The 23,835-nt window shown below is 62.4% G+C and carries 19 protein-coding genes; 5 read left to right on the top strand and 14 right to left on the bottom strand.

The features are described from left to right. Positions 1–58 precede the first annotated feature (58 nt). From QZ613_RS12860 to QZ613_RS12840, 5 genes are all read right to left on the bottom strand, one after another. Positions 59–832 (bottom strand): uroporphyrinogen-III synthase, encoded by a 774-nt coding sequence (locus tag QZ613_RS12860; RefSeq protein WP_043566412.1) that lies wholly within the window; start codon positions 830–832, stop codon positions 59–61. Continuing rightward, positions 829–1,776 carry a hydroxymethylbilane synthase gene (hemC, locus tag QZ613_RS12855; protein ID WP_043566410.1) on the bottom strand — a complete coding sequence of 316 codons (948 nt, stop codon included), beginning with the start codon at positions 1,774–1,776 and terminating at the stop codon, positions 829–831. The genes QZ613_RS12860 and hemC overlap by 4 nt, the downstream gene beginning before the upstream one ends. A 263-nt stretch (positions 1,777–2,039) precedes the next feature. Further along, a complete protein-coding gene (locus tag QZ613_RS12850) occupies positions 2,040–2,714 on the bottom strand; it encodes a c-type cytochrome (RefSeq protein WP_291901058.1) in 675 nt (224 codons plus the stop codon). Positions 2,715–2,823: 109 nt separating this feature from the next. Beyond that, positions 2,824–3,606: a LytTR family DNA-binding domain-containing protein gene (locus tag QZ613_RS12845; protein WP_043566408.1), complete on the bottom strand. Its 783-nt coding sequence runs from the start codon at positions 3,604–3,606 to the stop codon at positions 2,824–2,826. Then, entirely contained in the window at positions 3,603–4,640 is a 1,038-nt protein-coding gene (locus QZ613_RS12840) for a histidine kinase (protein ID WP_043566406.1), read from the bottom strand. Before QZ613_RS12840 ends, QZ613_RS12845 begins: the two co-directional genes overlap by 4 nt. A 61-nt stretch (positions 4,641–4,701) precedes the next feature. On the opposite strand from QZ613_RS12840, the gene argH reads away from it, so the two are divergent. The 3 genes from argH to QZ613_RS12825 all read left to right on the top strand — a co-directional run bounded on the left by argH (position 4,702) and on the right by QZ613_RS12825 (position 7,975). Then, positions 4,702–6,087 carry an argininosuccinate lyase gene (gene argH, locus QZ613_RS12835; RefSeq protein ID WP_043566404.1) on the top strand — a complete coding sequence of 462 codons (1,386 nt, stop codon included), beginning with the start codon at positions 4,702–4,704 and terminating at the stop codon, positions 6,085–6,087. A 24-nt stretch (positions 6,088–6,111) separates the two neighbouring features. Beyond that, the gene (locus tag QZ613_RS12830; protein ID WP_043566402.1) at positions 6,112–7,398 is read left to right on the top strand and encodes a serine/threonine-protein kinase; all 1,287 of its coding nucleotides are present in this window, start codon (positions 6,112–6,114) and stop codon (positions 7,396–7,398) included. A 211-nt stretch (positions 7,399–7,609) separates the two neighbouring features. Beyond that, positions 7,610–7,975: a carboxymuconolactone decarboxylase family protein gene (locus QZ613_RS12825; RefSeq protein WP_043566400.1), complete on the top strand. Its 366-nt coding sequence runs from the start codon at positions 7,610–7,612 to the stop codon at positions 7,973–7,975. A 59-nt stretch (positions 7,976–8,034) separates the two neighbouring features. Here the strand turns inward: QZ613_RS12825 and grxD are convergent, their stop codons facing one another. From grxD to QZ613_RS12780, 9 genes are all read right to left on the bottom strand, one after another. Then, positions 8,035–8,358, bottom strand: coding sequence for a Grx4 family monothiol glutaredoxin (gene grxD, locus QZ613_RS12820; RefSeq protein WP_043566396.1), 324 nt, complete (start codon positions 8,356–8,358; stop codon positions 8,035–8,037). A 74-nt stretch (positions 8,359–8,432) separates the two neighbouring features. Then, positions 8,433–9,263: a peptide chain release factor N(5)-glutamine methyltransferase gene (prmC, locus tag QZ613_RS12815; protein ID WP_291982737.1), complete on the bottom strand. Its 831-nt coding sequence runs from the start codon at positions 9,261–9,263 to the stop codon at positions 8,433–8,435. Positions 9,264–9,348: 85 nt separating this feature from the next. Further along, positions 9,349–10,431, bottom strand: coding sequence for a peptide chain release factor 1 (gene prfA, locus QZ613_RS12810; RefSeq protein WP_043566392.1), 1,083 nt, complete (start codon positions 10,429–10,431; stop codon positions 9,349–9,351). Positions 10,432–10,501: 70 nt separating this feature from the next. Then, a complete protein-coding gene (gene hemA, locus QZ613_RS12805) occupies positions 10,502–11,764 on the bottom strand; it encodes a glutamyl-tRNA reductase (protein ID WP_043566382.1) in 1,263 nt (420 codons plus the stop codon). A 110-nt stretch (positions 11,765–11,874) separates the two neighbouring features. Continuing rightward, the gene (locus QZ613_RS12800; protein ID WP_291864719.1) at positions 11,875–14,661 is read right to left on the bottom strand and encodes an EAL domain-containing protein; all 2,787 of its coding nucleotides are present in this window, start codon (positions 14,659–14,661) and stop codon (positions 11,875–11,877) included. An 81-nt stretch (positions 14,662–14,742) separates the two neighbouring features. Further along, positions 14,743–15,954 carry a hypothetical protein gene (locus tag QZ613_RS12795; protein WP_291864722.1) on the bottom strand — a complete coding sequence of 404 codons (1,212 nt, stop codon included), beginning with the start codon at positions 15,952–15,954 and terminating at the stop codon, positions 14,743–14,745. Next, positions 15,929–16,399 carry a hypothetical protein gene (locus QZ613_RS12790; protein ID WP_043566376.1) on the bottom strand — a complete coding sequence of 157 codons (471 nt, stop codon included), beginning with the start codon at positions 16,397–16,399 and terminating at the stop codon, positions 15,929–15,931. Before QZ613_RS12790 ends, QZ613_RS12795 begins: the two co-directional genes overlap by 26 nt. A gap of 269 nt (positions 16,400–16,668) precedes the next feature. Then, positions 16,669–17,790: a D-alanyl-D-alanine endopeptidase gene (gene pbpG, locus QZ613_RS12785; RefSeq protein WP_291863187.1), complete on the bottom strand. Its 1,122-nt coding sequence runs from the start codon at positions 17,788–17,790 to the stop codon at positions 16,669–16,671. Between the two features lie 250 nt (positions 17,791–18,040). Next, positions 18,041–20,341 carry an NADP-dependent malic enzyme gene (locus tag QZ613_RS12780; protein ID WP_043567071.1) on the bottom strand — a complete coding sequence of 767 codons (2,301 nt, stop codon included), beginning with the start codon at positions 20,339–20,341 and terminating at the stop codon, positions 18,041–18,043. 362 nt (positions 20,342–20,703) lie between these two features. Between QZ613_RS12780 and QZ613_RS12775 the strand changes: the two genes are divergently transcribed. Next, complete coding sequence (locus QZ613_RS12775) at positions 20,704–22,539, top strand: phosphoenolpyruvate carboxykinase (GTP) (protein ID WP_291863185.1); 1,836 nt, start codon at positions 20,704–20,706, stop codon at positions 22,537–22,539. Positions 22,540–22,659: 120 nt separating this feature from the next. Next, positions 22,660–23,820: a pyridoxal phosphate-dependent aminotransferase gene (locus tag QZ613_RS12770; RefSeq protein WP_043567075.1), complete on the top strand. Its 1,161-nt coding sequence runs from the start codon at positions 22,660–22,662 to the stop codon at positions 23,818–23,820. The last annotated feature ends 15 nt before the right edge of the window (positions 23,821–23,835 follow it).

The raw sequence follows: 23,835 nt of genomic DNA, 5'->3' as shown, positions 1-23,835 counted from the left end.
GCCGTCTCTGCGGCCGCTTGTTCGGAAAGTGGAGACCTTGGGTCGATTTCTTCTTTCATCATGACCGCCAATTATATACGTTCAGAGCAGCAATGATCCCAGCATCTGCCGGTTCGGTCAGAATCACCCGCTGCAAACCAAGTTTCTGCGCCAAGTCGGCGATTCGCTGGTGTGGCACGAACACCGGAGTGGTACACAGAGACGCACGCGCGGAGGCGTCGAGCAGGTCGACAAGGTTCCGCAAACCCTCGCTGGAGGAGACGGTCAGGGCGTCGAGGCGGCCGTTGCGCCAGAGCGCTTCGAGCACGGCGGCACTAGCCGGCGACGAACGCTGGTAACAGCTCACGTAGTCGACCTGCGCCCCGCGCTCCCGCAAGCTGTCGGCAAGGAACTCACGGCCACCGTTGCCGCGAAAGATGACCACCCGTTGGCCGGCGACAGCGGGGCTCTGCAATGCCGGAAGTTCGAGCAGGGACTCTGAATCGAAGCGTTCGAGCGGAGCGAGCGGGTTCCTGATCCCGTACGCGAGCAGTAAGGAAAGGCTCCCCTGACCAATGGCGACCGCCTGCAAACCGGCCGGCCACTGGCGAGCCGCAAGGATTTCCGGGACACTGTGCTCGACGGCATTCGGGCTGATGAAGATCGCCAGCGAATAGCCGTCAAGGGCAGCGATTGCCAAGCGCAACTGCTCCGGGTCGTCAACTGGCGTTATCTCGAGTAACGGAAAAAGCAGCGGCTCGCCGCCGTGTTCGGCGATCCAGGCAGCCAGACGGGGCGCTTGCGCACGCGGCCGCGTGACGACGATTGTCTTGCCGCGTAATGCCTCGGTCATTGCCCTGCTGCAAGCTGGTCAAGTATGGCGCCTGCCCCCTGGTCGCGCAGCATCTGCGCCAGGGCACGGCCGACGGCCTCGTCGTCGTCTGGAGCGCCGCGCAACTCACCCGCAAGCAGCTGCCTGCCGTCTGGTAAAGCGACAAAGCCACGTAGCCAGAGCAAACCGCCCTCGAGCATCGCATGCGCAGCCAGAGGAAGCTGGCAGCTGCCGCCCAGGGCGCGTGAAAAGGCACGCTCCGCGCGCACGCATTGAGCCGCAGCCGGATCGTTGAGCGGAGCCACCAAGGCGATCAAATCAGCGCGCTGGGCTGGCACCTCGATACCGAGCACGCCCTGGCCCGGCGCCGGCAGGGACTGCTCGGGGGTCAACACGGACGCAATTCGACCGACCAGCCCAAGTCGAATCAGGCCCGCGGCAGCGAGGATTATGGCGTCGTACTCACCCGCATCAAGCTTCCGCAGACGCGTATCGAGGTTGCCGCGCAGGCTCCTGATGACCAGATCAGGGTAGCGAGCGCGCAGACTCGCCTCGCGGCGCAGGCTCGAGGTGCCGATCACCGCCTTGGCCGGCAGATCGTTGAGCCCGGCAAAGCGGTTGGAAACGAAGGCGTCGCACGGGTTCTCGCGCGACGTGATGGCGCCCAGGACAAAGCCCTCGGGCATGTCCATCGGCAGGTCCTTCATCGAATGCACCGCGATATCGGCCTGGCCGTTCTGCATCGCCACTTCGAGTTCCTTGATGAACAAACCCTTGCCGCCGATGGCCGCCAGCGGGCGATCGAGGATCTGGTCGCCACGGGTGGTCATGCCGAGGATCTCGATGTTGCGCTGTGGGTATAGTTCTGCGAGACGCCCGCGCACGTACTCCGCTTGCCACATGGCAAGGCGCGACTCGCGCGAGGCGATGACGATACGCGACTCATCTGGACGTGCAGAGCTCAAGGCAGGTCTCCGGTAAACGCGCTGCCAAGCTCGCCGGAAAACCGGCGCGCGAGGGCAGCATCACCCCAAAGGCATCTTGATCAGGAGGCGATTCTAACACGCTTGGCCAGCGCGCTTGCCCCGACAATGCAGTCGTTGAAATCGTCTTCTGCGTGCCCGCAGCGCCGGAAAGACCCGCCTGCGCTGGCTACCTACGCGGACCGTTACCCGGAAAGCGGGAATGAACATGTCATTTGAAGACTCACTCTCTCGAACGGCGCAGCTTAGCGCTCGACCGCCTGAAGGGTCGTCAGATAGGCCAGCACATCCTGGCTATCGCCGTCCTTCAGCCGGTACAAGGCTCCCGTCCTGGCACCTTCTTCGTCGTGCGGGCGATCCCCCTGAAGGTAGGCGTCGATCTGCTTTTGCAGGTAGTTCGTGTATTGGCCAACGAGCATCGGGAACATGCCGCGCCCCTGCGCCGTCTTGCCATGGCAGACGGCGCAGTTCTTCTGGTAGACCGCCTTCCCGTTTTCGATATCGCCGGCGGCACGCGGGATGATCATCACCTTCTCCATTGCCAGCAGGCGCGCCAGGGCGTCGTCGCTGTCCTTGAATTCCGGCGGCCGCGTCGGCAGCTCGATCTGCGCCAGGTAAGCAGCGACCAGCTTGATGTCCTGATCGTCGAGTTCGCGCTCCCGCGTATACGGATACATCGGCAAGTTGATCCGCACCTGACTCTGGAAGGCCAGTAGCTGCTGCTCGACGTATTTTGGCAACTGGCCGGCGATGCGTGGGTACTCGCCTTGCTTGCCGCCAGCGCCGAAGGGGCCATGGCAGGCCGCGCACGGACCGTAGATATCCTTGGCGCGATCGATGTCGAGCGCCGCAGCCGGCAGAACGAGGGCTCCCCCGAGCAGGAGGTAGAAAAGTTTTCTCAAGCCTTGAAAGTGCGTCATGACGACCTCGTCGGATGGCAGCCGGAATTATAGAAAAACCGTCACCGGCCACCTTGATGAGCGTCAAGAAGCGACTCCCGAGCTTGCTTCCAGGTGCCGCGGTTGTCGCTCAGGAACTCAGCTGGCGCGCGAAGGACTTGAGCAAGGACCACTGCCGGCGACTGACCGGCAGCCGATCGGGAACGTCGCGCAGGATCGCCTGCCACTGCGCGTCGGCGTCGTCGCCATCGCTACCCTTCTCGAAACCAGCAAGCGCGTTCCGCGCTGCCAACACGCTGCGATGCAGACGAATGAACTGCGTGCCGAACTCCTGTTCGAGATGGGTCAGCGACTCGTCAAGCAGGAACTCGCGATCACGGGTACGCGCCGTGACGTATTTCAAGTCGGCCCGCAAGTAAATGATGTCAGCCACCGCAATCAGCAACAGCCGGCCCCGTTCGTGGCAGGAAAGGTGGCTGCGCGCAGCCTGCGGCAGTTGCGCGAGCAACCCGGGCGGCACTCGTTTCCGGCGCACTTTCCGCAATGCCTCCAACAGGCGCCACGCACGCACCGGCTTCACCAGGTAGTCAATGGCGTTGAGCTCGAAGGCCTGCACCGCGTAGGCGTCGTAGGCGGTAACAAAGATCACCGCCGGCGGGTGTTCAAGCCGGGACAGGTGACGCGCCAGTTCAATCCCGTCCATTTTCGGCATGCGGATGTCAACCAGCGCCACATCAACCCGGCGGCCCTCGACGGCCGCCAGAGCACGCAGGCCGTTGTCGGCTTCGGCGACGATCTCGTTTGGCAGTTCCGGCGCGATATCGGACAACAGGTCACGCAGACGCGCCAGTGCCGGCGCCTCATCGTCGCAAACCAGCAGAGAAAGAGGGGAAGCTGTAGCGGGCACAGTCATCGCCCCTGCTCCCGGCACGGCAGAACGATGCGCACCCGGTACTCGTGCCGGCCGTCGGCCAGTGCTACAGCGTCGGTTTCGAGGCGCGCCTCAAGGTCATAGTAAAGCGCCAGGCGCTCGCGAATGTTGGCGAGCGCCATGTGGCTGCCGTGCTGATTATCGGCGCCGCCCGCGCAGGGATTGACGATATCGAGTTGCAGCGCGTCAGCGCGGCGGCCGATGCCGATGCGGATGCACCCGCGATCACCCAACGGCTCGATGCCGTGATAAACGGCGTTCTCCAGCAGTGGCTGCACCATCAGTGGCGGGACTTTCAGGTCGAGCGGCAGATCGGGCGCGATGTCCCATTCGACGTGCAGACGCTCGGCGAGACGCAGTTTTTCGAGATCCAGGTACTGCCGGCACAGGGCCAGCTCGTCAGCCAACGGCACCAGTTCGCGATGATCGCGCATCAGCGCGCGAAAAAGCTCGGCCAGTTCCTCAAGCGCCGTCTCGGCACGGCGCGGGTCGGCGCGAATCAGCGAGAGCACCGCATTCAGGGTGTTGAAGAGAAAATGCGGCCGGATGCGTGCGGTCAGCGCCTGTAGTCGCGCCTCGACCAGCGCCGGCGACAGGGCGCCGACGCGCAAGGCAAAGTAGGCAAGCATGAAGCCGGCCGCCAGCCCGGCAAGCAGGCCTGCCCTGAGCAGGCTCTGGCCACCAGCGTCGGCGAAGAGCAGGTGATTCCACAGCGCCGACAACGCCATCGCCGAAGTGACCGCCAGCAGCAACACCGTCAACCGCCCGATCCAGGCTGGCGCCCGCCGCAGGATATTGACAAGGATTGCCAGCAGCGCCAGATTGAAGAGCAGCAAGGGCTGCACCCAGGCGGCCATGTCGATGAAGTGCTGCACGCTGTCCTGCACCCCCTGGCTCTGCACCAGTGCGGCGCCCAGCGCCAGCAGGTTCACGCCGAGCAGGATTCGCAGCATGACACCGGAATTGCGGAAATCCGGTAGCGGCTGGCCGGCCAGGTTTTGCTTTATACTTGCCATTACTCGAATTGGCGCCTGTCCAAGTTTCTACGAGTGATTCTAGCCCAGGAACTCGTCCCCCATGAGCCAATCGGATTCTTCCCAATACACTTGGGCCGGCCGCTTTTCCGAGCCAATGTCCGACCTCGTCAAACGCTATACCGCGTCGGTAGACTTTGATCGCCGGATGTGGCGACAGGACATTCGCGCCTCGCTGGCGCACGCGACCATGCTCGCCAAGCAGGAAATCATCAGCGTCGCCGACCTCGCCGATATCGAACGTGGCATGGCGCAGGTGGTCGGCGAGATCGAGGATGGCACCTTTGTCTGGACGCTCGACCTCGAGGATGTCCACCTGAACATCGAGAAGCGCCTGACCGCCCTCGTTGGCGACGCCGGCAAGCGCCTTCATACCGGGCGCTCGCGAAACGACCAGGTCGCGACCGATATCCGCCTGTACCTGCGCGACGCGATTGATGACCTGCTTCCGCTGCTGCGTCAGTTCCAGACCAGCCTGCTCGACCTGGCCGAAAAGGAAGCCGCCACGCCGCTGCCCGGCTTCACCCATCTCCAGGTCGCCCAACCCGTCACTTTCGGCCATCACCTGCTCGCCTACTTCGAGATGATGCAGCGGGATGCCGAACGCCTTGCCGACTGCCGGCGCCGCACCAACCGTCTGCCACTGGGTGCGGCGGCGCTGGCCGGCACCACCTACCCGATCGACCGCCATTACGTCGCCGAGCTGCTGGGCTTCGAGGGGGTTTGCGCAAACTCGCTCGACGCAGTTTCAGATCGCGACTTCGCGATCGAATTCTGCGCCGTCTGCGCCATGCTGATGATGCATCTGTCGCGCCTGTCGGAAGAGCTGGTGCTGTGGATGAATCCGCGCTTCGGCTTCATCAGGATCGCCGACCGCTTCTGTACGGGTAGTTCGATCATGCCGCAGAAGAAAAACCCAGACGTCCCGGAACTGGCACGCGGCAAGACCGGCCGCGTGTACGGCGACCTGACGGCCTTGCTGACGCTGATGAAAGGCCAGCCGCTGGCTTACAACAAGGACAACCAGGAAGACAAGGAGCCGCTGTTCGACGCCATCGATACGGTAAGCGACACGCTGCGCATCTTTGCCGAAATGATTGCCGGCATCACCGTCAATCGCGAAAGGATGCACAGCGCCCTGGCCGAAGGTTTCGCCACCGCGACCGACCTGGCGGATTATCTGACCCGCAAGGGGCTGCCTTTCCGCGACGCACACGAAGCCGTCGGACTGGCAGTGCGTCGAGCGGAAGAACTGGACGTCGACCTGGCACAACTCCCGCTCGCCGAACTGCAACGCTTCTCACCGCTGCTTGGCGACGATGTCTTTGCGGTGCTTACCGTCGACGGCTCGCTGGCCGCCCGCAGGCACATCGGCGGCACCGCGCCGGAGCAGGTCCTGGCCGCAGTTTCCCGCGCCCGTCGCGGCTAGGCCCCCGCTGCAGGCACCCGGCCAGTGGAAAAGATCGGCAAATACGAACTGCTCCGCGAAATCGGCCATGGAGCAACGTCTACCGTCTACCTGGGGAGCGATGCGTTTACCCAGCGCGAAGTAGCGGTCAAGGTCGCGTTTCCCGGCATCCTGAAAGACCCGAAGCGGGGCAGGCTCTACACTCACCTATTCCTCAACGAAGCGGCACTGATCGGCAGACTGTCGCACCCGCACATCGTCCAGATCTATGACGCGGTCGTAGACGACCACCTCTGCTACATCGTCATGGAATACGTTGCCGGCGGCACGCTGGAAGCCGTCTGCACGCCCGACCGACGGTTGTCGATCGAACGCATCGTCGAGATCATTTTCAAGTGCACACGGGCGCTCGACTTCGCCTTTCGCGCAGGCATCATCCACCGCGACATCAAGCCGGCAAACATCCTGTTCACCTGCACCGACCCCACCGAAGGCGATATCAAGATCTCGGATTTCGGCGCGGCGATCATCGGCGCCCCCGACCGCACGCTGGTGCAGGGGATCGGTTCGCCCGCCTACATGTCGCCGCAACAGGTCAAGGAACAGGCGCTCGATCAGCAGACCGACATCTACTCGCTCGGTGTCGTCATGTATCAGTTGCTCACCGGTCAATTGCCTTTTCAGGCGCGTAACAGCTACGACATGATCTACCAGATCATCAACGCCGAAGCACGCCGACCTTCGACGCTGCGCCGGGAGATTCCGGCAGAGCTCGACGCCATCGTCGCGCGGGCGATGAGCAAACGACTCGATACTCGCTACGCCACCTGGCAGGAGTTCGCCCAAGATCTGGCGCAAGCCTTTCGCCAGCGGCGACCGAAGGCCTCGGCAGACGCGATGGCCGATCTGGAAAAATTCGATACCCTGCGCCGCTTCCCGTTCTTCGCAGATTTTTCCGATGTCGAGATATGGGAAGTGGTGGGCTTTTCGCAGTGGAGCCGCGCTTCACCCGGAACGCTGATCATTCGCGACGGCGACCTCGGTGACTTCTTCTGCGTCCTCGCCGACGGCGAATTGAAGGTGCTCAAGAATGGCCTGCTCCTGGACATGCTGACAGCCGGTGATTGCTTCGGTGAAATGGCCGTCATCGGCAAGTCGACCTGCAAACGCAGCGCCGACATTGTCGCGGTGACCGAAGCCAAGCTGGTACGAATTGACGCCTGCTCGTTGCGTTCTTCGTCGGAGGCTTGCCGAGGGCACTTCTACCAGTCATTTCTGGCGGTCCTCAGCGAGCGCTTGACATCAGCCAATACGCGCCTGGTCACCTTCTGACAGTATCCGCAGCGACCGCAAAGCCGAGAGCAGTGGGTATCCGGCGTCACCCCGCCCCCCAGCCCGGCTATCGTCCATCAGTCACCAGCCGCGCGTCCATTGGCGCTGCGCAGACCGCGGATCGCGCAAGGTTTCCAGCCTGGCGACGGCTTGCCCGAAGACGCTCCGCCGCAGTATATTAGTGCTTTCTAATTAATGGAGCACGACGCAGATGAGCAAGTCATTTGACACGATCACGCACGATGTTTCGAAGGCACTCGGAACTCTGCGCCACGAAATTCCCGAGACGATTCAGGGCTTCAATGCGCTGGCCAAAGCGGCCCTCGCGCCAGGCGTGCTGTCGGCGCTGGATAAGGAACTGATCGCCCTGGCGATCGGCGTCTCGAGCCGCTGCGACGCCTGCATAGGGTTTCATGTGAAAGCGCTGATTCGCCTGGGTGTCAGTCGTGCGCAGCTGATGGAAACGCTCGCCGTCTGCACCTACATGGGTGGTGGCCCGACACTGATGTATGCCGCCGAGGCGGTCAGGGCGTACGAGGAATTGAGCGTCGGCAAGGCGACGCCGGCCAGCGCTTGAGAAAAGGCCCGCGCAGCGAGACGCACTGCGAGGGCCCGGCCGCAGAAGCACTTTGGCGATCAGAGCGGATCGACCAGGCCTTCAAGAAGTTTCTGCAACTCGCCGTCCTCGTACATCTCGCGCATGATGTCGCAGCCGCCGACAAACTCGCCGCGCACGTAAAGCTGAGGAATCGTTGGCCAGTTGGCGTAGGACTTGATACCGCTACGGATCTCCGGGTTCTCGAGTACGTTCACGCTCAGGAAGCTCGACACTCCGCAAGCCTTTAGGATTTGCACCGTTACCGACGAGAACCCGCATTGTGGCGCCTGCGGCGTCCCCTTCATGTAGAGGACCACGGGGTTGCTTGTTACCTGCTCTTTGATCAATTGCTGCGCATCCATCGTAAAACCTCTTAGTGACCACTCGTTATGAAAAACAATCAACAGAACAGTTTACCGGGTCGCGGCGCCCAGCGTCAATCGAGTCGCCCCCCACTGACGCGCTCAATTCCCGCCAGGTCACACCACGAACCAATCTCGACAAACCTCTGCTGGCCCAACAACTGCCGCACCGCAGCGGCCTGATTGTATCCGTGCTCGACCAGCAGCCAGCCAGCCGGCCGCAGATGCGTCACGGCTCCGCGGATGATCTCGCGAAGGCAGGCCAGACCGTCACCGCCGACCACGCCATCGGTCAGCGCGATGCGTGGTTCATAGGGCAGACCATCTCCCTGCAGGTGCGGGTCCGCATGCGCCACATAAGGCGGGTTGGCGACGATCAGATCGAAGCGGCTTTCGCCAAGCGGCGTGTACCAGTGACCGGCAAGAAAGCTCACTTCTACTGCGTGCCCTACCGCATTGCCGCTGGCTACGGCAAGCGCGGCCGGCGAAAGATCGACCGCCGTAACCAACGCCCCCGGGCATAGCCGCGCCAGAGTCACGGCCAGAACACCGGACCCGGTACCAAGATCCAGTATCCGAGCGTTTGGCAACGAGCGAAGTCGTTCGATCGCCAGGTCGACCAGTAGTTCCGTCTCCGGACGCGGAATCAGCACTGCCGGCGTAACGACAAACTCCCGCCCATAAAATTCTGCGCTGCCCAGAAGATAGGCCAGCGGCTCGCCGGACGCGCGCCGGCCAACCAGCGCATCGAACCGGCACAGCTGATCTGCCGAGAGTGTGCGTGTCGAGTGCGCAATCAGGTCGGCATGGGTACAGGTGGCCACCTGCTCGACAAGCAGGCGCGCATCAAGGCGATCGATACGCCGGCTCGCCGAGCGCCATGCAGCATTAAGCGTCATCGTCATTCGGATCGGCGCTCAGCCAAGACCCGGCGCAGAGCAGCGAGCAGGGTCAAGAGTGATCTCCGCCCTTCGTTGCGGGCAGTTCGCATCACTCGCTGTCGGCAAGCATCGCCAGCTGATCGGCTTGGTATTCGGCGGCAAGCGCAGCCAGCAATTCGTCAAGGTCGCCGTCCATGATTGCTTCGATCTTGTACAGGGTCAGATTGATGCGGTGGTCGGTGACTCGACCCTGCGGGAAGTTGTAGGTTCGAATTCGCTCCGAGCGGTCGCCACTGCCAATCAGGTCCCGCCGCGTCGATGCGATGTTCGCGTGCTGCTCGCGCTCCTGCACATCCCTAATGCGCGCCGCCAGGACCGACAGGGCCTGCGCCTTGTTCTTGTGTTGCGAGCGATCATCCTGGCATTCGACGACGATCCCCGTCGGCAGATGGGTAATCCGTACCGCCGAATCCGTCTTGTTGATGTGCTGTCCGCCCGCACCGGAAGCGCGGTAGGTGTCGACGCGAATTTCGGCCGGGTTGATGTGCACCTCCTCAAGCGCGTCGGCCTCGGGCATCACCGCCACCGTGCACGCCGAAGTGTGGATGCGACCCTGCGTTTCCGTGTCGGGAACCCGCTGCACGCGATGGGCCCCTGACTCAAACTTCAGTCGCGAGTAGACGCCGTTGCCGATGACTCGCGCAATCACCTCGCGGTAGCCGCCGAGGTCCGAAACACTGGCCGAAATGACTTCCACCTGCCACCGCTGGCGTTCAGCGTAGCGGGTGTACATGCGAAAGAGATTGCCGGCAAAAAGCGCCGATTCCTCACCGCCGGTACCCGCTCGCACCTCGAGAAAAACGTTGCGAGCATCGTTGGCATCCTTTGGCAGCAGCATTTTCTGCAGCTCCTTCTCGATCTGCGGCAAGCGCTCCCGAACGGCGACGACTTCTGCCGCCGCCAACTCCTTCATCTCCGGATCGGCGAGCATCTCTAGCGCCGACGACAGCTCGGACTCGGCATGTCGCCAGCTCTGGTAGAGAGCGACCACCGGGCCAAGTTCGGCGTACTCGCACGACAGCTTGCGGAACTCGTCCATGTCTTGCGTTGCTTCGCTGCTGGCCAAAATGCGGCCGAGTTCGTCGAGGCGACCGGTCAGCTGTTCGAGTTTGTCGCAAATGCTCTGGTTCATGGGGAAGTCGCTTAAAGCGCGCCGAGCGGCGCAAAATGATGCTGCCGCCTGGCGTCGGTTGCCGGAGGGGCTACTCGCCGAAGCGCGAATCCGGATGAAGGTGGAACAAGCGTCCGACCAGCGTCTGCAACTCGTCCTGGTCTGCACCGGCCTGGTTCAATGCTTGCGTCGGCGCATGCAGAAACTTGTTGGTCAGGCGATGCGAGAAGCGCTCGAGGACGCGGGCCGGGTCTTCACCTTTGGCCAGCAGCTTCAGCGCTTGCTCCATCTCGTGGCGACGCGCACGGTCGGCAGCATCGCGCAGTGACCGAATGAGCGGCACTGTACCACGCGTGGCAAGCCAGCGCAGGAAGCCCTCGACACGTTCGCTGATGATCGATTCCGCGTCCACCACCGCGGCCTGACGCGACTCGAGGCCCGATTCAACGACCTGCGCCAGGTCGTCGACGGTGTACAGGAACACGTCGTCCATTTCGCCGACCTCGACCTCGATATCGCGAGGAACGGCCAGGTCGACCATGAACATCGGGCGATGGCGGCGAACCTTGATCGCCCGCTCGACCATCCCCAGGCCGAGGATCGGCAGCGGGCTGGCGGTGCATGAGACGACAATGTCGAACTGTGACAAGCGCTCGCCGAGATCCTCCAGCCTGATCGCCGTTCCTCCCAGTCGATCGGCCAGCACCCGGCCGCGCTCAACCGTGCGGTTGGCGATGACCACCTGTTTCGGGTGCTGCGCCGAAAAATGCGTGGCGCACAGCTCGATCATTTCACCCGCACCGATAAAGAGGATTTTCTGCTCGGCGATACGTTCGAAAATTCGCTCCGCCAGGCGCACGGCGGCGGCGGCCATGGAGACCACATTGGCCCCAATCGCCGTCGTCGACCGCACCTCCTTGGCCACGGCAAAGGAGTGCTGGAAGAGCTTGTGCAGAGTCGTGCCAAGGGTTCCGGCCTCCTCGGCAACCCGTACCGCCTCCTTCATCTGACCGAGAATCTGCGGCTCGCCGAGAACCATCGAATCCAGCCCGCTGGCGACTCGAAAAGCATGCCGTACGGCGTCGCGCTCGGGATAGGTGTAGAGGTAGGGAACAATGTCATGACGCGCCAGGCGATGGTAATCGGCAAGCCACTGGGTTGCGACGTCGACTGCATCGGTAGCGAAGTACAGCTCGGTGCGGTTGCAGGTCGACAGGATCGCTGCCTCGTGGACCGGTTTGCAGTGGGCCAGGTCAGCCAGTGCATGCGGCAGGCTTTCGGCATGAAACGCCAGCTGCTCGCGAACCGAGAGTGGTGCTGTGTGGTGGTTGATACCAATGGTGAACAGCGCCATGCTTGGGGGACGGTAGGCAGAGGGGTGGCAAGTCAGCAGGCGATTATAGCACCGCCGCCGAAAGCCTCCCGGCGCACGCAAGCGTGCTCGATCCGGCCAAACCCCGCGGCTCAGACAATCTCCGGGCCAGGCTTGCCGATGAAGTAGCCTTGCGCGTAGTCAACACCAAAGGCGCGCAACATGTTCAGCGCCCGTTCGTCTTCCACGAACTCGGCCACCGTCTTCTTGCCAAAGCCACGCGCGACCTCGGCGAGTGCGCGTACGAAGACCTGATCATCCGGGCTATCGACCAGGGTGCGGACAAACGATCCGTCGATCTTGACGTAGTCGACAGGCAACTGCTTGACGTAGTTGAACGAAGAAAAGCCGACGCCAAAGTCATCGAGCGAAAACGCGCAACCGAGTTCCCGTACGGCGTTCATGAACGCTCGGGCCTTGGAAAAATCCGACACCGCCGCGGTCTCGGTAATCTCGAAGATGACATGGCTCGGCAACATCGCGCCACGCGCGAGCTCATCGCGAATGAACGAAAGCAGGCGCGGATCATTGATGCTGACGCCCGACAGGTTGATCGAGAACTTATAGTACTTTCCGGCAGCAAACAGGGCCAGCATCCGGCCAAAAACGTCATGGATCACATAGCGATCGATGTCGCGTATCAGGCCACTGTTCTCGGCCACTTCCATGAACGCACCGGGCGGAATCGGCGAGCCATCTTCTCCCCGCATGCGTACCAGGGCCTCGTAGTGACTGACCTGCCGAGCGCGAATATCCAGGATCGGCTGGTAGTACACGATGAAACCGCGGTCGCCCAGCGAGCGATTGATCATCTCCTCCCAGTACAGGCGACTCTGCATCTTCTCCTGCACACCCTCACCCTCCGAATAGAGGTGCCAGCCGGCGCCGCCTTTCGACTTGGCCTGATACATGGCGATGTCGGCGTTGGCGAGAAGCTGCTTGACGTCCATCATGGACTCGGAAAAAACGACGATCCCGATGCTGGCGGAGACCCGATGGTTCGCTCCCAGGCCGGGGAACTTGATCTCGGCAAGTTGCCTGTTGATTTTCTCGGCCACCTGGATGGCACCGTCGCGATCACATTCGTGCAGCAAGATGCCCAGTTCATCACCACCCAGGCGGCCCAACAGATCGCTGCCCCGCGCCACACTGCCGACTTCGTCGGCGACCACCCGCAGGAGGGCATCACCTGCCTGGTGCCCGTTCAGATCGTTGACGTATTTGAACCCGTCGAGGTCGAGATAAAGCAGTGCTCCGTCATGCAAGGAACGGCGGGCGCTGGCCAGCGCCTGATCGAGCTCATGCTGGAAATGCTGTCGATTCACCAGACCCGTGAGCGGATCGTGCTCGGCGAGATAGCTGACATGCGACTCGGCACGCTTGCGTTCCGTGTGGTCGATGCCCACCGAGAGAATCATCACTGCATCGCGAGGCCCGGAAAGCCGGGAGTGGTTCCACGTAATCTCGTACAACTGGCCGTTGGCGCTCGCCATGATCGATTCCAGTTGCACGTGCTGACGTTCGCCGGCAACGATTTCCCGCACCGCCTGCTGAATCAACAGTTCCGAAGATCCGTCCGGGCACAGCAGTTCGGAAAAGCGCTTGCCCGGCAAATCCTCCTCGGCCCAACCCGAGAGCAACTGTCCGTAGCGATTCAGGGTAAGAATCTGGCCGTTGGCAGCCTGGGTCAGAATGATCACTTGCGCGGTGTCGAGCAGGTTCCTGCTGAAATCGCGCTCGACAGAAATCCGCTGCAGCATCCCCTGCATCTCGGCGGAATGGGCCGCGACGTCGCTCTCCAGCGTTTCCAGCCGATGCGACAGGGCAACCGCCGCCTCGTCCAGGCTGTCGATTTCGTCATCGACCAGTCGCCGAGTGCGCGGCGCAATTCTCGCCCGCGCCTCGGCGAAGGCGCTGCGCCCGAGCAGAGGAATGGCGCGCACTGCCTGGGTCATACGTTGCAAGGGCGCGTGCACCAGCAGCGCCAACAACACTAGCGAGAACAGTGAAGCCAGCAATTCGCCCTGCAGGCGACTCCAGACCGATTTTCGAATATCGGCCAGCGCCTGGGTGAGATCGTCAACGACGACCAGCACGGCCGACGCCTGTCCCTCGACGCCGGGATCGAGCGCCAGAAACGACAACTCGAACTGCCGGCCATCGTACGCGAGCAGACGCCAGGCGCGCTCAGCACGCAGCGGCGGAAGATCCGTCAGCTGCTGCAGCAGGGGCAGGTTGCGCTCCACATTGCTCAACCCGATCACCTGCAGACCCAAGGCAGGCAGCGCGTTCTTGCCCACCGGGTCGGCGGCTGGAACGAGAACGCCGAGATCGGCACCGGACAAGCGGTGGAACGAGACCACCACGTCGGCCAGAGAACTGCCCAGGACCACCGCTCCGGCAACGCGACCAGCCGAGAGGATCGGCGCCGCGGCAAACTGCGTGCACACCTCCTCGCAGCGCGTCCAGTGCATCGCTCGTTCCTGCCCGATGACGGCGCGAACCTCGGCGTCCGGCTCCACCGCAGCGAGGGCATGGGTGCGCCAGGTGGCCAAGGGCGGACCGCTTTGCGCGTAGACCTGCAGCGAATCCAGCCCCAGGTCGAGTTGCAGGACCGACCAGTAGCTGTCGAAGTGCTGTCGCAGCAGGGCATTGCCTGCCTGCGTCTGGAAAAGGCCGACGCCGACGGAGTCGAGAGCCGCCAGCATGCCGGCCAGCGCCTGCAAACGGAGGCCGAAGTCGGTGCGCAGAGCAAGTGCCTGGCCCACCAGACGCTCTCTGGTCGCCGTCCGCTGCACCTCGAAGCGCGTCGTCAGGTCATGGAAGTGCAGCCACGACAGCGCCCCGTTGACCGACAGCATCACACCGCCGAGAGTCAACAGGATTTTCCACCTCAGGCTGAGGAAACGGGCGGCGCTACGCGCTTTCGCCGAAGGCGAACTGGCCAACATTTGCAGAGACTAGAAACGGAACGAACCGAGGAGCATGAAGCTGTCCCAGTAACGATGAAGATCCTGCGGGTTAGGATTGTCCTGAACCGCCAGAAAACCTGTTCCATCAACCTGATGCACCTCCGCGCGGAGCATGAACTGCGGAGTGACGTCGAAACGAACGCCGGCTGTCCAGTCTTTGGCGTAGCGCGTAAAACCGGGCATACGGGTGGCTGCGGCAAAGTCCTCGCCATTGCGATCACCCTTGTCCGCATAGTACACGTCGTAGCGCAGAAGAGCTTCCCACTTTGGTGCCAGACGGTAGGTGGCCTGCAGGTAGTAACTCTCGCCAAGCGCGTCGCCGTTGTAGAAGAACGGGCCAAAATCCTTCACCGAGATACGACGACTGGCGTACTCACCCGTCAGGCTCCAGTTCTCGGCGTTGTACTGCGCCGAGAAGATCAGGGGCGTGAGCCTGAAACGGCCAGCACCAAGGCGGTCGGCGTAGCCTGGCTTGTAACGCAGGTCGACATGCAGGGCGGTGAACCCGAGCCGATACTTGCCGCCCTGGCCTTCGTACAGCACCTGAAAATCCGGAGCCAGCTTCGCATCCAGATGGCCGGGTGGATTCACACCGACCAAGGCCACCGTCGCCGACTCGCTGTTCGTCTGTGGCTGGCCAAGCGCGAAACTGGCGGAAAGCGAACCAGCCTCGTCGTAGCGTTCCAGGTAGATCTCCGCACCATCGGCAGAAACCGTCAAGTTACGCGTTCTCTCGAAGTAGATCGATTGCGGCAGGATAATGCTCGGTCGGGTAAATGGAACATCGCGCGTCTTGTTGTACAAACCGTAGGCCGTCTTGATCCGCCCTACCCGCACGCCGCTCCGCCCGTCCTCACTCGACGCCGTGGTCCAGTCAAGCAGGCCGTAATCGAGGCGTACCTGGCCATCATCGGTGCCACCCGCTCGATGCGAAAGCAGCTGGCCAGACAGTTGAACGTCTGGTGTCAGTCGCCACGAAGCGTTCACCCCGACCTCGCTGAATTCATTGCTGATCTGGTCATCGCTCGGCCCGAAAAAGTTGTTGTTCGAGGTGTTCACCAGGGTCAGCGAAAAGAAACCATGCAACTGCAGATCGCCGTCCAGGAAATCGACCGCCCGCGCCAGTGTCGCCGATAGCAAGAGCATCGCTATCGCGGCAATGCCGAAGAGAGGCCTAGCGAACTTTGAGTACACGTACATTCTGATCAACCTCGCTCGCCTTGACGTAACCCATTGCGCCAGGCGTGGACGCCACCCGAGAGAGCATCTCCTTGGTCGAGCCGACCTGTTCGGGGTACTGTCCCTGACCCGAAAACACCTGTCGGTCCCAGGCCATTCGCAGTTGGTGGGGAAACACCTGCAGCACGCTCTTGCTGAAAATGGCGTGCTCGGGCGCGTCATCGCTCAAAACGAAAACCTTCACCGGCGTGTTGCTCGGCCATTTCTGCAGAAGCATGCCAAAGATGGCGCGCAGGGATGCTCGCGGGATGGCTTCCTCACTGGTCGCCTGGTGAGCGATGACCACCATCGCTGGCTCGACTGGCTGCGCCTGCGCTGCGGCGGCCATAAAGGCGACCGCCAGCACGCAGAGCAACTGCGTCCAGCGAACCCAACTCACGAATTTAATGATAAGAGTCTCTTCCATCACGGCGCATCCTACCAGACAAGATGCGCAAGAATTCGCGCTTCAGCGAACGCGAGGAGAGCGTTCCCACGTACGGCAGTCAGGGCGCGCAATTCATTCAGACTCCCCTGTCTCTGCCTGCCAGCCTAGCCGCGGAGCTGCGCGACCGCTGCCCTGAACGAGCGCGCGCCTCCGGGCAGGGCTGGGTATGATCGCAGAATGACGACGAATTGCTCGGCCAGCGAAAAAAAAGCCACGGCATGCCGTGGCTTTCGTCCGCTGCTGCAGGGTCACGCAGGCGTTGCTTTGCCTGATGCTGATGCGCTTTCCATCCAGCGCTTGATGCGGTTTGCATCACCGATACGCGTTTGCTTGCCAGATGAGTCAAGCAGCACGATCACCACCGGTCGGTCGGCGACACGCGCCTGCATAACCAGGCATTTTCCTGCTTCCTGAATGTAGCCTGTCTTCGACAGACCAATTTCCCAGGTCGGGCTCTTGACCAATTGATTGGTATTGCGATACTCGAGGTCGCGCCCCTTCACTTCCGCGGTGGCGCCCGGGGTCGTCGAAAACTCGCGAATTAGGGGGTAGCGATAGGCGGCAGCGACCATTCTCGCCAGGTCGTGTGCGGTAGACACGTTATTGCTGGTCAGGCCGGTCGGATCCTCGAAATGCGTCCTGCTCATTCCCAGCGCTGCCGCCTTGCGATTCATTGCCGCCACGAAGGCCGACAAGCCCCCGGGATAGTGACGGCCGAGGGCGTTCGCTGCACGATTCTCGGAGGACATCAGCGCCAGCAAGAGGGCCATTTCACGGGTGAGGACAGAGCCCACCTGCAAGCGTGACCGACTCCCCTTCAGGTAGTCGACATCCTCGTCGGTAATGGTAATCGGCGCTTGCAGGTTAGGCATCGAGTCAAGCACCACCATGGCCGTCATTACCTTGGTGATCGACGCGATGGGAACGACAATCCTGGCGTTCTTCTCGTAGAGAGCCTCACCCCCGTCCTGTGCGATCACCAGTGCCGAACCCGAGCGGACCGCCAGGTGCTCCTGGCCATGCCACAGGTCAACGGCGTTGGCCATCGACGGGTCCAAGGTCTTCTGCTTCTTAGCGATGCGCGAAGCACTGCTTTTTCCAATCGGCGCCGCCGAACTGGCCTTGGCGACACGGGTGGATTTGGCCTTCGACACCCGCGGCACGGCCTTGCCCTGCTGCGCAACTTTCTTGCTCGACGCCTTCTTGCTGACCGGTGCCGCTTTCGCTTTTTCCGCTGTCCGGGCTTTGCTCTTCTGCGCTTCGCTCTTGCTGCCGGCCTTGTCGGCCGCGTGCACGGCTTCCATCGAGGCCAATCCGGTACCCACGACCAGGGCCCCCCACAGCACTACTGCTCTCAGCATCATCCGCATCGCAAGCCTCCTGCATGAACCGATAATTGACGACAATTCTACTGCAGCCCACCACCCGCGAGCCAACAGCTGAAAAAATAAGGGGATAGATAGGCTATGTAATGTAGCACATCAATTATTCAGAGTTCAAGAACGGCGTTCAGCTGCTCCCTACCGAGCGTGGCGCCGCGCTGAGCAAGATCGCTCAGCGCGGCGCCACAGGACCTCTCGAACAGGATGCATCTGCTCAGACCAGCTCCGCGCCGGGTGCTCAGCGCTCGTTCATCAGCTTGTCGACAACAGTCAGAGCCGTCATGTTGACCAAGCGGCGAACGGTCGCTGTCGGCGTCAGAATATGCACCGGCTGGGCGGCGCCAAGCAGAATGGGCCCGATAGTAACGTTATTGCCCGAAGCGATCTTCAACAGGTTGAACGAGATGTTGGCGGCGTCGAGCGTCGGCATGATCAACAGGTTGGCCTGCCCTTTCAGGCGCGCGTCGCCCGGGAAAACTCGCTGGCGAATCTGATCGTCGATCGCCGCGTCGCCGTGCATCTCGCCCTCGACCTCGAGACGCGGGGCGCGCTCCCTCAGCAGGTGCAAGGTCTCACGCATTTTCAAGGCCGTTGGCGTGTTCTCCGAACCAAACGACGAATGCGACAGTAGCGCCACGCGCGGGGTGACGCCGAAACGGCGCACCTCGTCGGCAGCCAGCAGCGTCATGTCCACCAGCTGTTCGGCGGTTGGCTCGTAGTTGATATAGGTATCGGCGATGAACAGCGTGCGATCGGGCAGCAGCAGCACGCTCATGGCATACAGACTCTTGACTCCCGGCGCCAGACCAATGACATTCTCGACGTGCTCCCTGTGAACGCGGTGACGACCGAAGGTGCCGCAGATCAGGCCATCGGCATCGCCCTGGCGTACCATCAGCGCGCCGAAGAGCGAGGGGCGACGGCGCACCTCACGCCGGGCAAAATCGGCTGAAACGCCCTTTCGCTCCATCAGCCGTCGATATTCCTGCCAGTAAGCTTCGAAATGCTCGTCGAAAAAGTGACCGTGACCGGCGCAAATGACCTCGAAATCGATACCCGGACGTACGCGCAGATTCGCGGCCTCGAGCTTGCGGGCGATATCACCCGGATGACCGATGAGAATCGGCTTGGCGATACCTTCGTCGACAATCACCTGCACCGCGCGCAGCACGCGGTCGTCACCACCTTCGGCAAAGACGATGCGCCGTGGCGCCTGCTTGGCCTGCGAAAAAACCGGCTTCATGATCAGGCCGGAGTGATAAACGAACTCGTCAAGGCTGTCCTGGTACGCCTCCAGGTCCCTGATCGGTCTGGTGGCAACGCCCGAGGCCATCGCCGCCTCGGCAACTGCCGGCGCGATCTTGCTGATCAGGCGCGGATCGAAGGGGTTCGGAATCAAATACTCGGGGCCGAAGTTGGCAACCTTCTCGCCGTAGGCCCTGACCGCCACTTCCGACTGCTCGGCGCGCGCCAGTTCAGCGATCGCCTTGACCGCGGCCAGCTTCATCTCTTCGGTGATGGTCGTCGCGCCGACGTCGAGCGCACCACGAAAGATGAACGGGAAACAAAGGACATTGTTCACCTGGTTGGGATAATCCGAACGCCCGGTGGCCATGATCGCATCGCTACGCACCGCCTTGACGTCTTCCGGAAGGATCTCGGGGCTGGGGTTTGCCAGCGCCATGATCAACGGTGATGGCGCCATCTTGGCCACCATTTCCTGCTTCAGGACGCCACCGGCCGACAAGCCGAGGAAGACATCGGCACCCGCGATGACCTCGCCAAGCGTGCGCGCGTCAGTCTGCTTCGCGTAGCGCGCCTTGATCTCGTCCATGTCCTCGACGCGCCCCTCGTAGACCAGCCCCTTGATGTCGGTGACCCAGATGTTGGCCACCGGAATTCCGAGCATCACCAGTAGATCGAGGCAGGCCAGGGCCGCGGCGCCAGCGCCGGAGGTGACCAGTTTTACCTTGTCGAGGGCCTTCCCCTGCAGGTGCAGGCCATTGAGGATCGCCGCACCAACGACGATCGCCGTGCCGTGCTGGTCGTCGTGAAAGACCGGAATCTTCATCCGTTCGCGCAGCTTCCGCTCGACGTAGAAACACTCCGGCGCCTTGATGTCCTCCAGATTGATGCCGCCGAAGGTCGGCTCCAGGGAGGCGATGATCTCGACCAGCTTATCGGGATCGCGCTCTTCGACCTCGAGGTCGAAAACATCGATGTCGGCGAACTTCTTGAACAGCACGGCCTTGCCTTCCATCACCGGCTTGGCCGCCAGCGGGCCAATCGCACCAAGCCCAAGGACCGCGGTCCCGTTGGTGATCACGCCGACCAGGTTGGCGCGCGAGGTCAGGGTACTCGCTTCGGCCGGAAAGGCGACGATCTCCTCGCAGGCGGCGGCAACCCCCGGCGAATAAGCCATCGACAGGTCGTACTGGTTGGTCAACTGCTTGGTTGGCAGTATCGCCACCTTGCCCGGTTTTGGATTGCGGTGATAGAAGAGGGCGGCTGCACGCAGCTGGTCTTTTTCTTTGCTCATGCTCATTCTCCTGGCAGCATATGACAGGCCACAGCGGTTGCTGATAGCGGGCCAACTGTCGACCGACGACTTGTCCCGAAGTGCCCCACGCTGCCTTGCGGACAGCGCGGCGTGTAGCGAAGGGTCGCCAGTGCGTGTTGGACCTGTGGCATAATTACACAAACATTGACCATCTTGCAGCACCAACGCCGCGCATGCCGAACACCCCCGCTTGCACCGCGCTTGTTTTATCCAGCCGCGACCGACGCGTCGCCCCCGACTGAGCTGGACGGGTCCTCGTGGGCCCGGCTCCGTTGGACAGCTTCTGCGCGCGCCACGCCACGGTAAGTTCCGCTCCTCCACCTACTTTGAGAGTGATTACCATGAACCAGACTGTTTCCATCAATGCCCCGGACTACGTCAAACATGAACGCCTGAAGAAATGGGTTGCCGATATCGCAGCCCTCACCGAACCCGCCAATGTGGTCTGGGCAGACGGCTCTCAGGCCGAATACGACCGTCTCTGCGCCGAGTTGGTAGAAGCCGGCACCTTCATCAAGCTGAAGAAGCGCAAGAACTCGTTCCTGGCCTTTTCCGATCCATCCGACGTTGCCCGCGTCGAAGACCGCACCTACATCTGCTCGGAGAAAAAGGAAGACGCCGGCCCGACCAACAACTGGGAAGACCCGGCCAAGATGCGTGAAACGCTGAAGGGCGTCTTCAAGGGCTGCATGAAGGGCCGCACGATGTACGTGATCCCGTTCTCGATGGGTCCGGTTGGCTCGCCGATCGCCCAGATCGGCGTCGAGATCAGCGACAGCGCTTACGTCGTCGTCAACATGAAGATCATGACCCGCATGGGCAAGGCCGTATTCCCCGTCCTCGGCACCGACGGCACCTTCATTCCGTGTGTGCATTCGATCGGCGCACCCAAGGAACCTGGCCAGAAGGATCCGCGCTGGCCGTGCAACCCGACGACCAAATACATCGTCCATTATCCCGAAACGCGCGAAATCTGGTCCTACGGTTCGGGCTACGGCGGCAACGCGCTGCTCGGCAAGAAGTGCCTGGCCCTGCGCATTGCCTCGAACATGGCGCGTGATGACGGATGGATGGCCGAGCACATGCTGATCCTCGGCGTCCAATCGCCCGAGGGAAAGAAGCATTACGTCGCTGCTGCCTTCCCATCGGCCTGCGGGAAGACCAACTTCGCCATGCTCGTCCCGCCGGCCACGCTGAGCGGCTGGAAAGTCACCACCATCGGCGACGACATCGCCTGGATCAAGCCGCGCAAGGATGCCAACGGCGTCACCCGCCTCTACGCCATCAACCCGGAAGCGGGCTTCTTCGGCGTCGCCCCGGGCACCAACGACAAGACCAACTTCAACGCCATGGCCTCTCTGGCCGAGAACACCATCTTCACCAATGTCGCGCTGACCGACGATGGCGACGTGTGGTGGGAAGGCATGGGCCCGGCACCCGAGCACGCCATCGACTGGCAGGGTAACGACTGGACGCCAGCCATCGCCAAGGAGAAGGGCACCAAGGCCGCGCATCCAAACTCCCGCTTCACAGCTCCCGCCTCGCAGTGCCCGTGCATCGACGACCAGTGGGAGAGCACTGAAGGGGTCCCGATCTCGGCCTTCCTGTTCGGCGGCCGTCGCGCCTCGACCGTGCCGCTGGTCTGCGAGACCGTTGACTGGGATCACGGCGTCTATGCTGCCGCGACGCTGGGTTCGGAAACCACTGCCGCCGCCTTTGGCGCGCAGGGCGTCGTTCGCCGCGACCCGTTTGCCATGCTTCCGTTCTGTGGTTACAACATGGCCGACTATTACAGCCACTGGCTGAAGATGGGCAACGCCGCCGACACGCCGGTGCCGATCTTTATGGTCAACTGGTTCCGGATGAACGAAAAAGGCCAATTCGCGTGGCCCGGCTTTGGCGATAACGCGCGTGTCCTCAAGTGGATCATCGACCGCTGCGAAGGCAAGGTTTCAGCCCGCAAGACCACCCTCGGCTGGATGCCCAACTACGAGGACATCGACTGGTCCGGCAGCGACTTTTCCAAGGAGGAATTCGCCAACGTGACCAGCCTCGACAAGCAGGCCTGGAAGAGCGAGCTTGATGGCGTCAAGGAATGGTTCGGGAAGATGGGCGACAAGTTGCCGCCCAAGCTGGCGACCATCCGTGACGAACTCGAGAAGGGTTTCGCCGCCTGACCCGTGTTCTCGACCCGATCCGGGTCCTGGAAAGGCCGCCTGCGGGCGGCCTTTTTTTTGCCCTCGATCACCGCCAGTCGCTAGACTGTTTTCTTCGCCACCAACTGCTCCCGACGAATCATGCCGATCTTTCCCGCCAGCCGCCTTGCGCACATTGCGCCCTTCCACGTCATGGAACTTCTGACCCGCGCCAAAGCACTCGAAGCGGCCGGGCGCGACATCGTTCATATGGAAATCGGCGAACCCGATTTCCCGACGCCCGAGCCAATCGTCGCCGCCGCGCAAGCGCAGATTGCCAGCGGCCGCGTGTTCTACACGCCAGCCCTCGGACTTCCCGAATTGCGTGCGGCGATCGCCGGTTTCTATGCCACACGCTACGCCATCGACATCCCCGCATCACGCATCGTGGTCACTGCCGGAGCCTCCGGCGCCTTGCTGCTGACGATGGCCTGCCTCGCAGAAGCGGGCAGCGAATGGTTGCTCGCCGACCCGGGTTACCCGTGCAACCGCAACTTCGTGCGCAGCTTCGAAGGGCTACCGGTAAGCATCCCGGTGCGCGCCGAAAACAACTTCCAGCCAACGCTGGCCGAAGTGGAAGCGCATTGGACAGCACGTACGGCAGGTGCCTTGCTGGCCTCGCCGGCCAACCCCACCGGCACTCTGATCGATGACGCAACGCTGGCCGCCATCGCCAGCCTTGTCCGTCGGAAAGGCGGACAACTGGTCGTCGACGAGATCTACCACGGCCTGACCTACGAGCGTGCCGCGACGACGGCGTTGGCCTTCGGCGATGACATCTTTGTCGTGCAGAGCTTTTCCAAGTTCTTCAACATGACTGGCTGGCGACTCGGCTGGCTGGTCGTGCCCGAGCGCTACACGCGCGAAATCGAGAAGCTGGCGCAAAATCTGTTCATCTCGCCATCGACGCCGGCCCAGCACGCGGCACTGGCCGCATTCTCGCCTGCCACCCTCGCCATCCTCGAAACGCGCCGTCAGGAGTTCAAGCGCCGCCGTGACTTCCTGGCGCCAGCGCTGGAAAACCTCGGTTTCCGCCAGGCGGCCAAGCCCGAAGGCGCCTTCTACGTCTACGCCAATTGCAGCAAACTGACCGACAACAGCGATCGCTTTGCGCGCGACTTGCTCGAGGCGGCCGGGGTGGCGGTCACCCCCGGCCTCGACTTCGGTCGCAACGACCCAGAAAAATACTTGCGCTTCGCCTACACGGCCAGCGTCGAGCGCCTGACCGAAGCGGTCGACAGGATTCGCCGCTTTCTCGGCTGACCGATCGCGAAAACG

It is taken from the genome of Candidatus Accumulibacter sp. ACC005 (genome assembly GCF_907163215.1).
GTDB lineage: Bacteria > Pseudomonadota > Gammaproteobacteria > Burkholderiales > Rhodocyclaceae > Accumulibacter > Accumulibacter regalis.
The sequence above is the reverse complement of the archived record's forward strand: the minus strand, read 5'-3'. Positions and strand labels throughout refer to the sequence as shown.

What these genes read in the sequence shown, in the direction of transcription:
- QZ613_RS12795 (WP_291864722.1), bottom strand. Translation starts at nt 15,954, where the DNA reads ATGTACGTGTACTCAAAGTTCGCTAGGCCTCTCTTCGGCATTGCCGCG.
- QZ613_RS12770 (WP_043567075.1), top strand. Translation starts at nt 22,660, where the DNA reads ATGCCGATCTTTCCCGCCAGCCGCCTTGCGCACATTGCGCCCTTCCAC.
- QZ613_RS12775 (WP_291863185.1), top strand. Translation starts at nt 20,704, where the DNA reads ATGAACCAGACTGTTTCCATCAATGCCCCGGACTACGTCAAACATGAA.
- pbpG (WP_291863187.1), bottom strand. Translation starts at nt 17,790, where the DNA reads ATGCGGATGATGCTGAGAGCAGTAGTGCTGTGGGGGGCCCTGGTCGTG.
- QZ613_RS12825 (WP_043566400.1), top strand. Translation starts at nt 7,610, where the DNA reads ATGAGCAAGTCATTTGACACGATCACGCACGATGTTTCGAAGGCACTC.
- hemA (WP_043566382.1), bottom strand. Translation starts at nt 11,764, where the DNA reads ATGGCGCTGTTCACCATTGGTATCAACCACCACACAGCACCACTCTCG.
- QZ613_RS12780 (WP_043567071.1), bottom strand. Translation starts at nt 20,341, where the DNA reads ATGAGCAAAGAAAAAGACCAGCTGCGTGCAGCCGCCCTCTTCTATCAC.
- QZ613_RS12845 (WP_043566408.1), bottom strand. Translation starts at nt 3,606, where the DNA reads ATGACTGTGCCCGCTACAGCTTCCCCTCTTTCTCTGCTGGTTTGCGAC.
- QZ613_RS12840 (WP_043566406.1), bottom strand. Translation starts at nt 4,640, where the DNA reads ATGGCAAGTATAAAGCAAAACCTGGCCGGCCAGCCGCTACCGGATTTC.
- argH (WP_043566404.1), top strand. Translation starts at nt 4,702, where the DNA reads ATGAGCCAATCGGATTCTTCCCAATACACTTGGGCCGGCCGCTTTTCC.
- prfA (WP_043566392.1), bottom strand. Translation starts at nt 10,431, where the DNA reads ATGAACCAGAGCATTTGCGACAAACTCGAACAGCTGACCGGTCGCCTC.
- QZ613_RS12790 (WP_043566376.1), bottom strand. Translation starts at nt 16,399, where the DNA reads ATGGAAGAGACTCTTATCATTAAATTCGTGAGTTGGGTTCGCTGGACG.
- grxD (WP_043566396.1), bottom strand. Translation starts at nt 8,358, where the DNA reads ATGGATGCGCAGCAATTGATCAAAGAGCAGGTAACAAGCAACCCCGTG.
- QZ613_RS12850 (WP_291901058.1), bottom strand. Translation starts at nt 2,714, where the DNA reads ATGACGCACTTTCAAGGCTTGAGAAAACTTTTCTACCTCCTGCTCGGG.
- QZ613_RS12860 (WP_043566412.1), bottom strand. Translation starts at nt 832, where the DNA reads ATGACCGAGGCATTACGCGGCAAGACAATCGTCGTCACGCGGCCGCGT.
- prmC (WP_291982737.1), bottom strand. Translation starts at nt 9,263, where the DNA reads ATGACGATGACGCTTAATGCTGCATGGCGCTCGGCGAGCCGGCGTATC.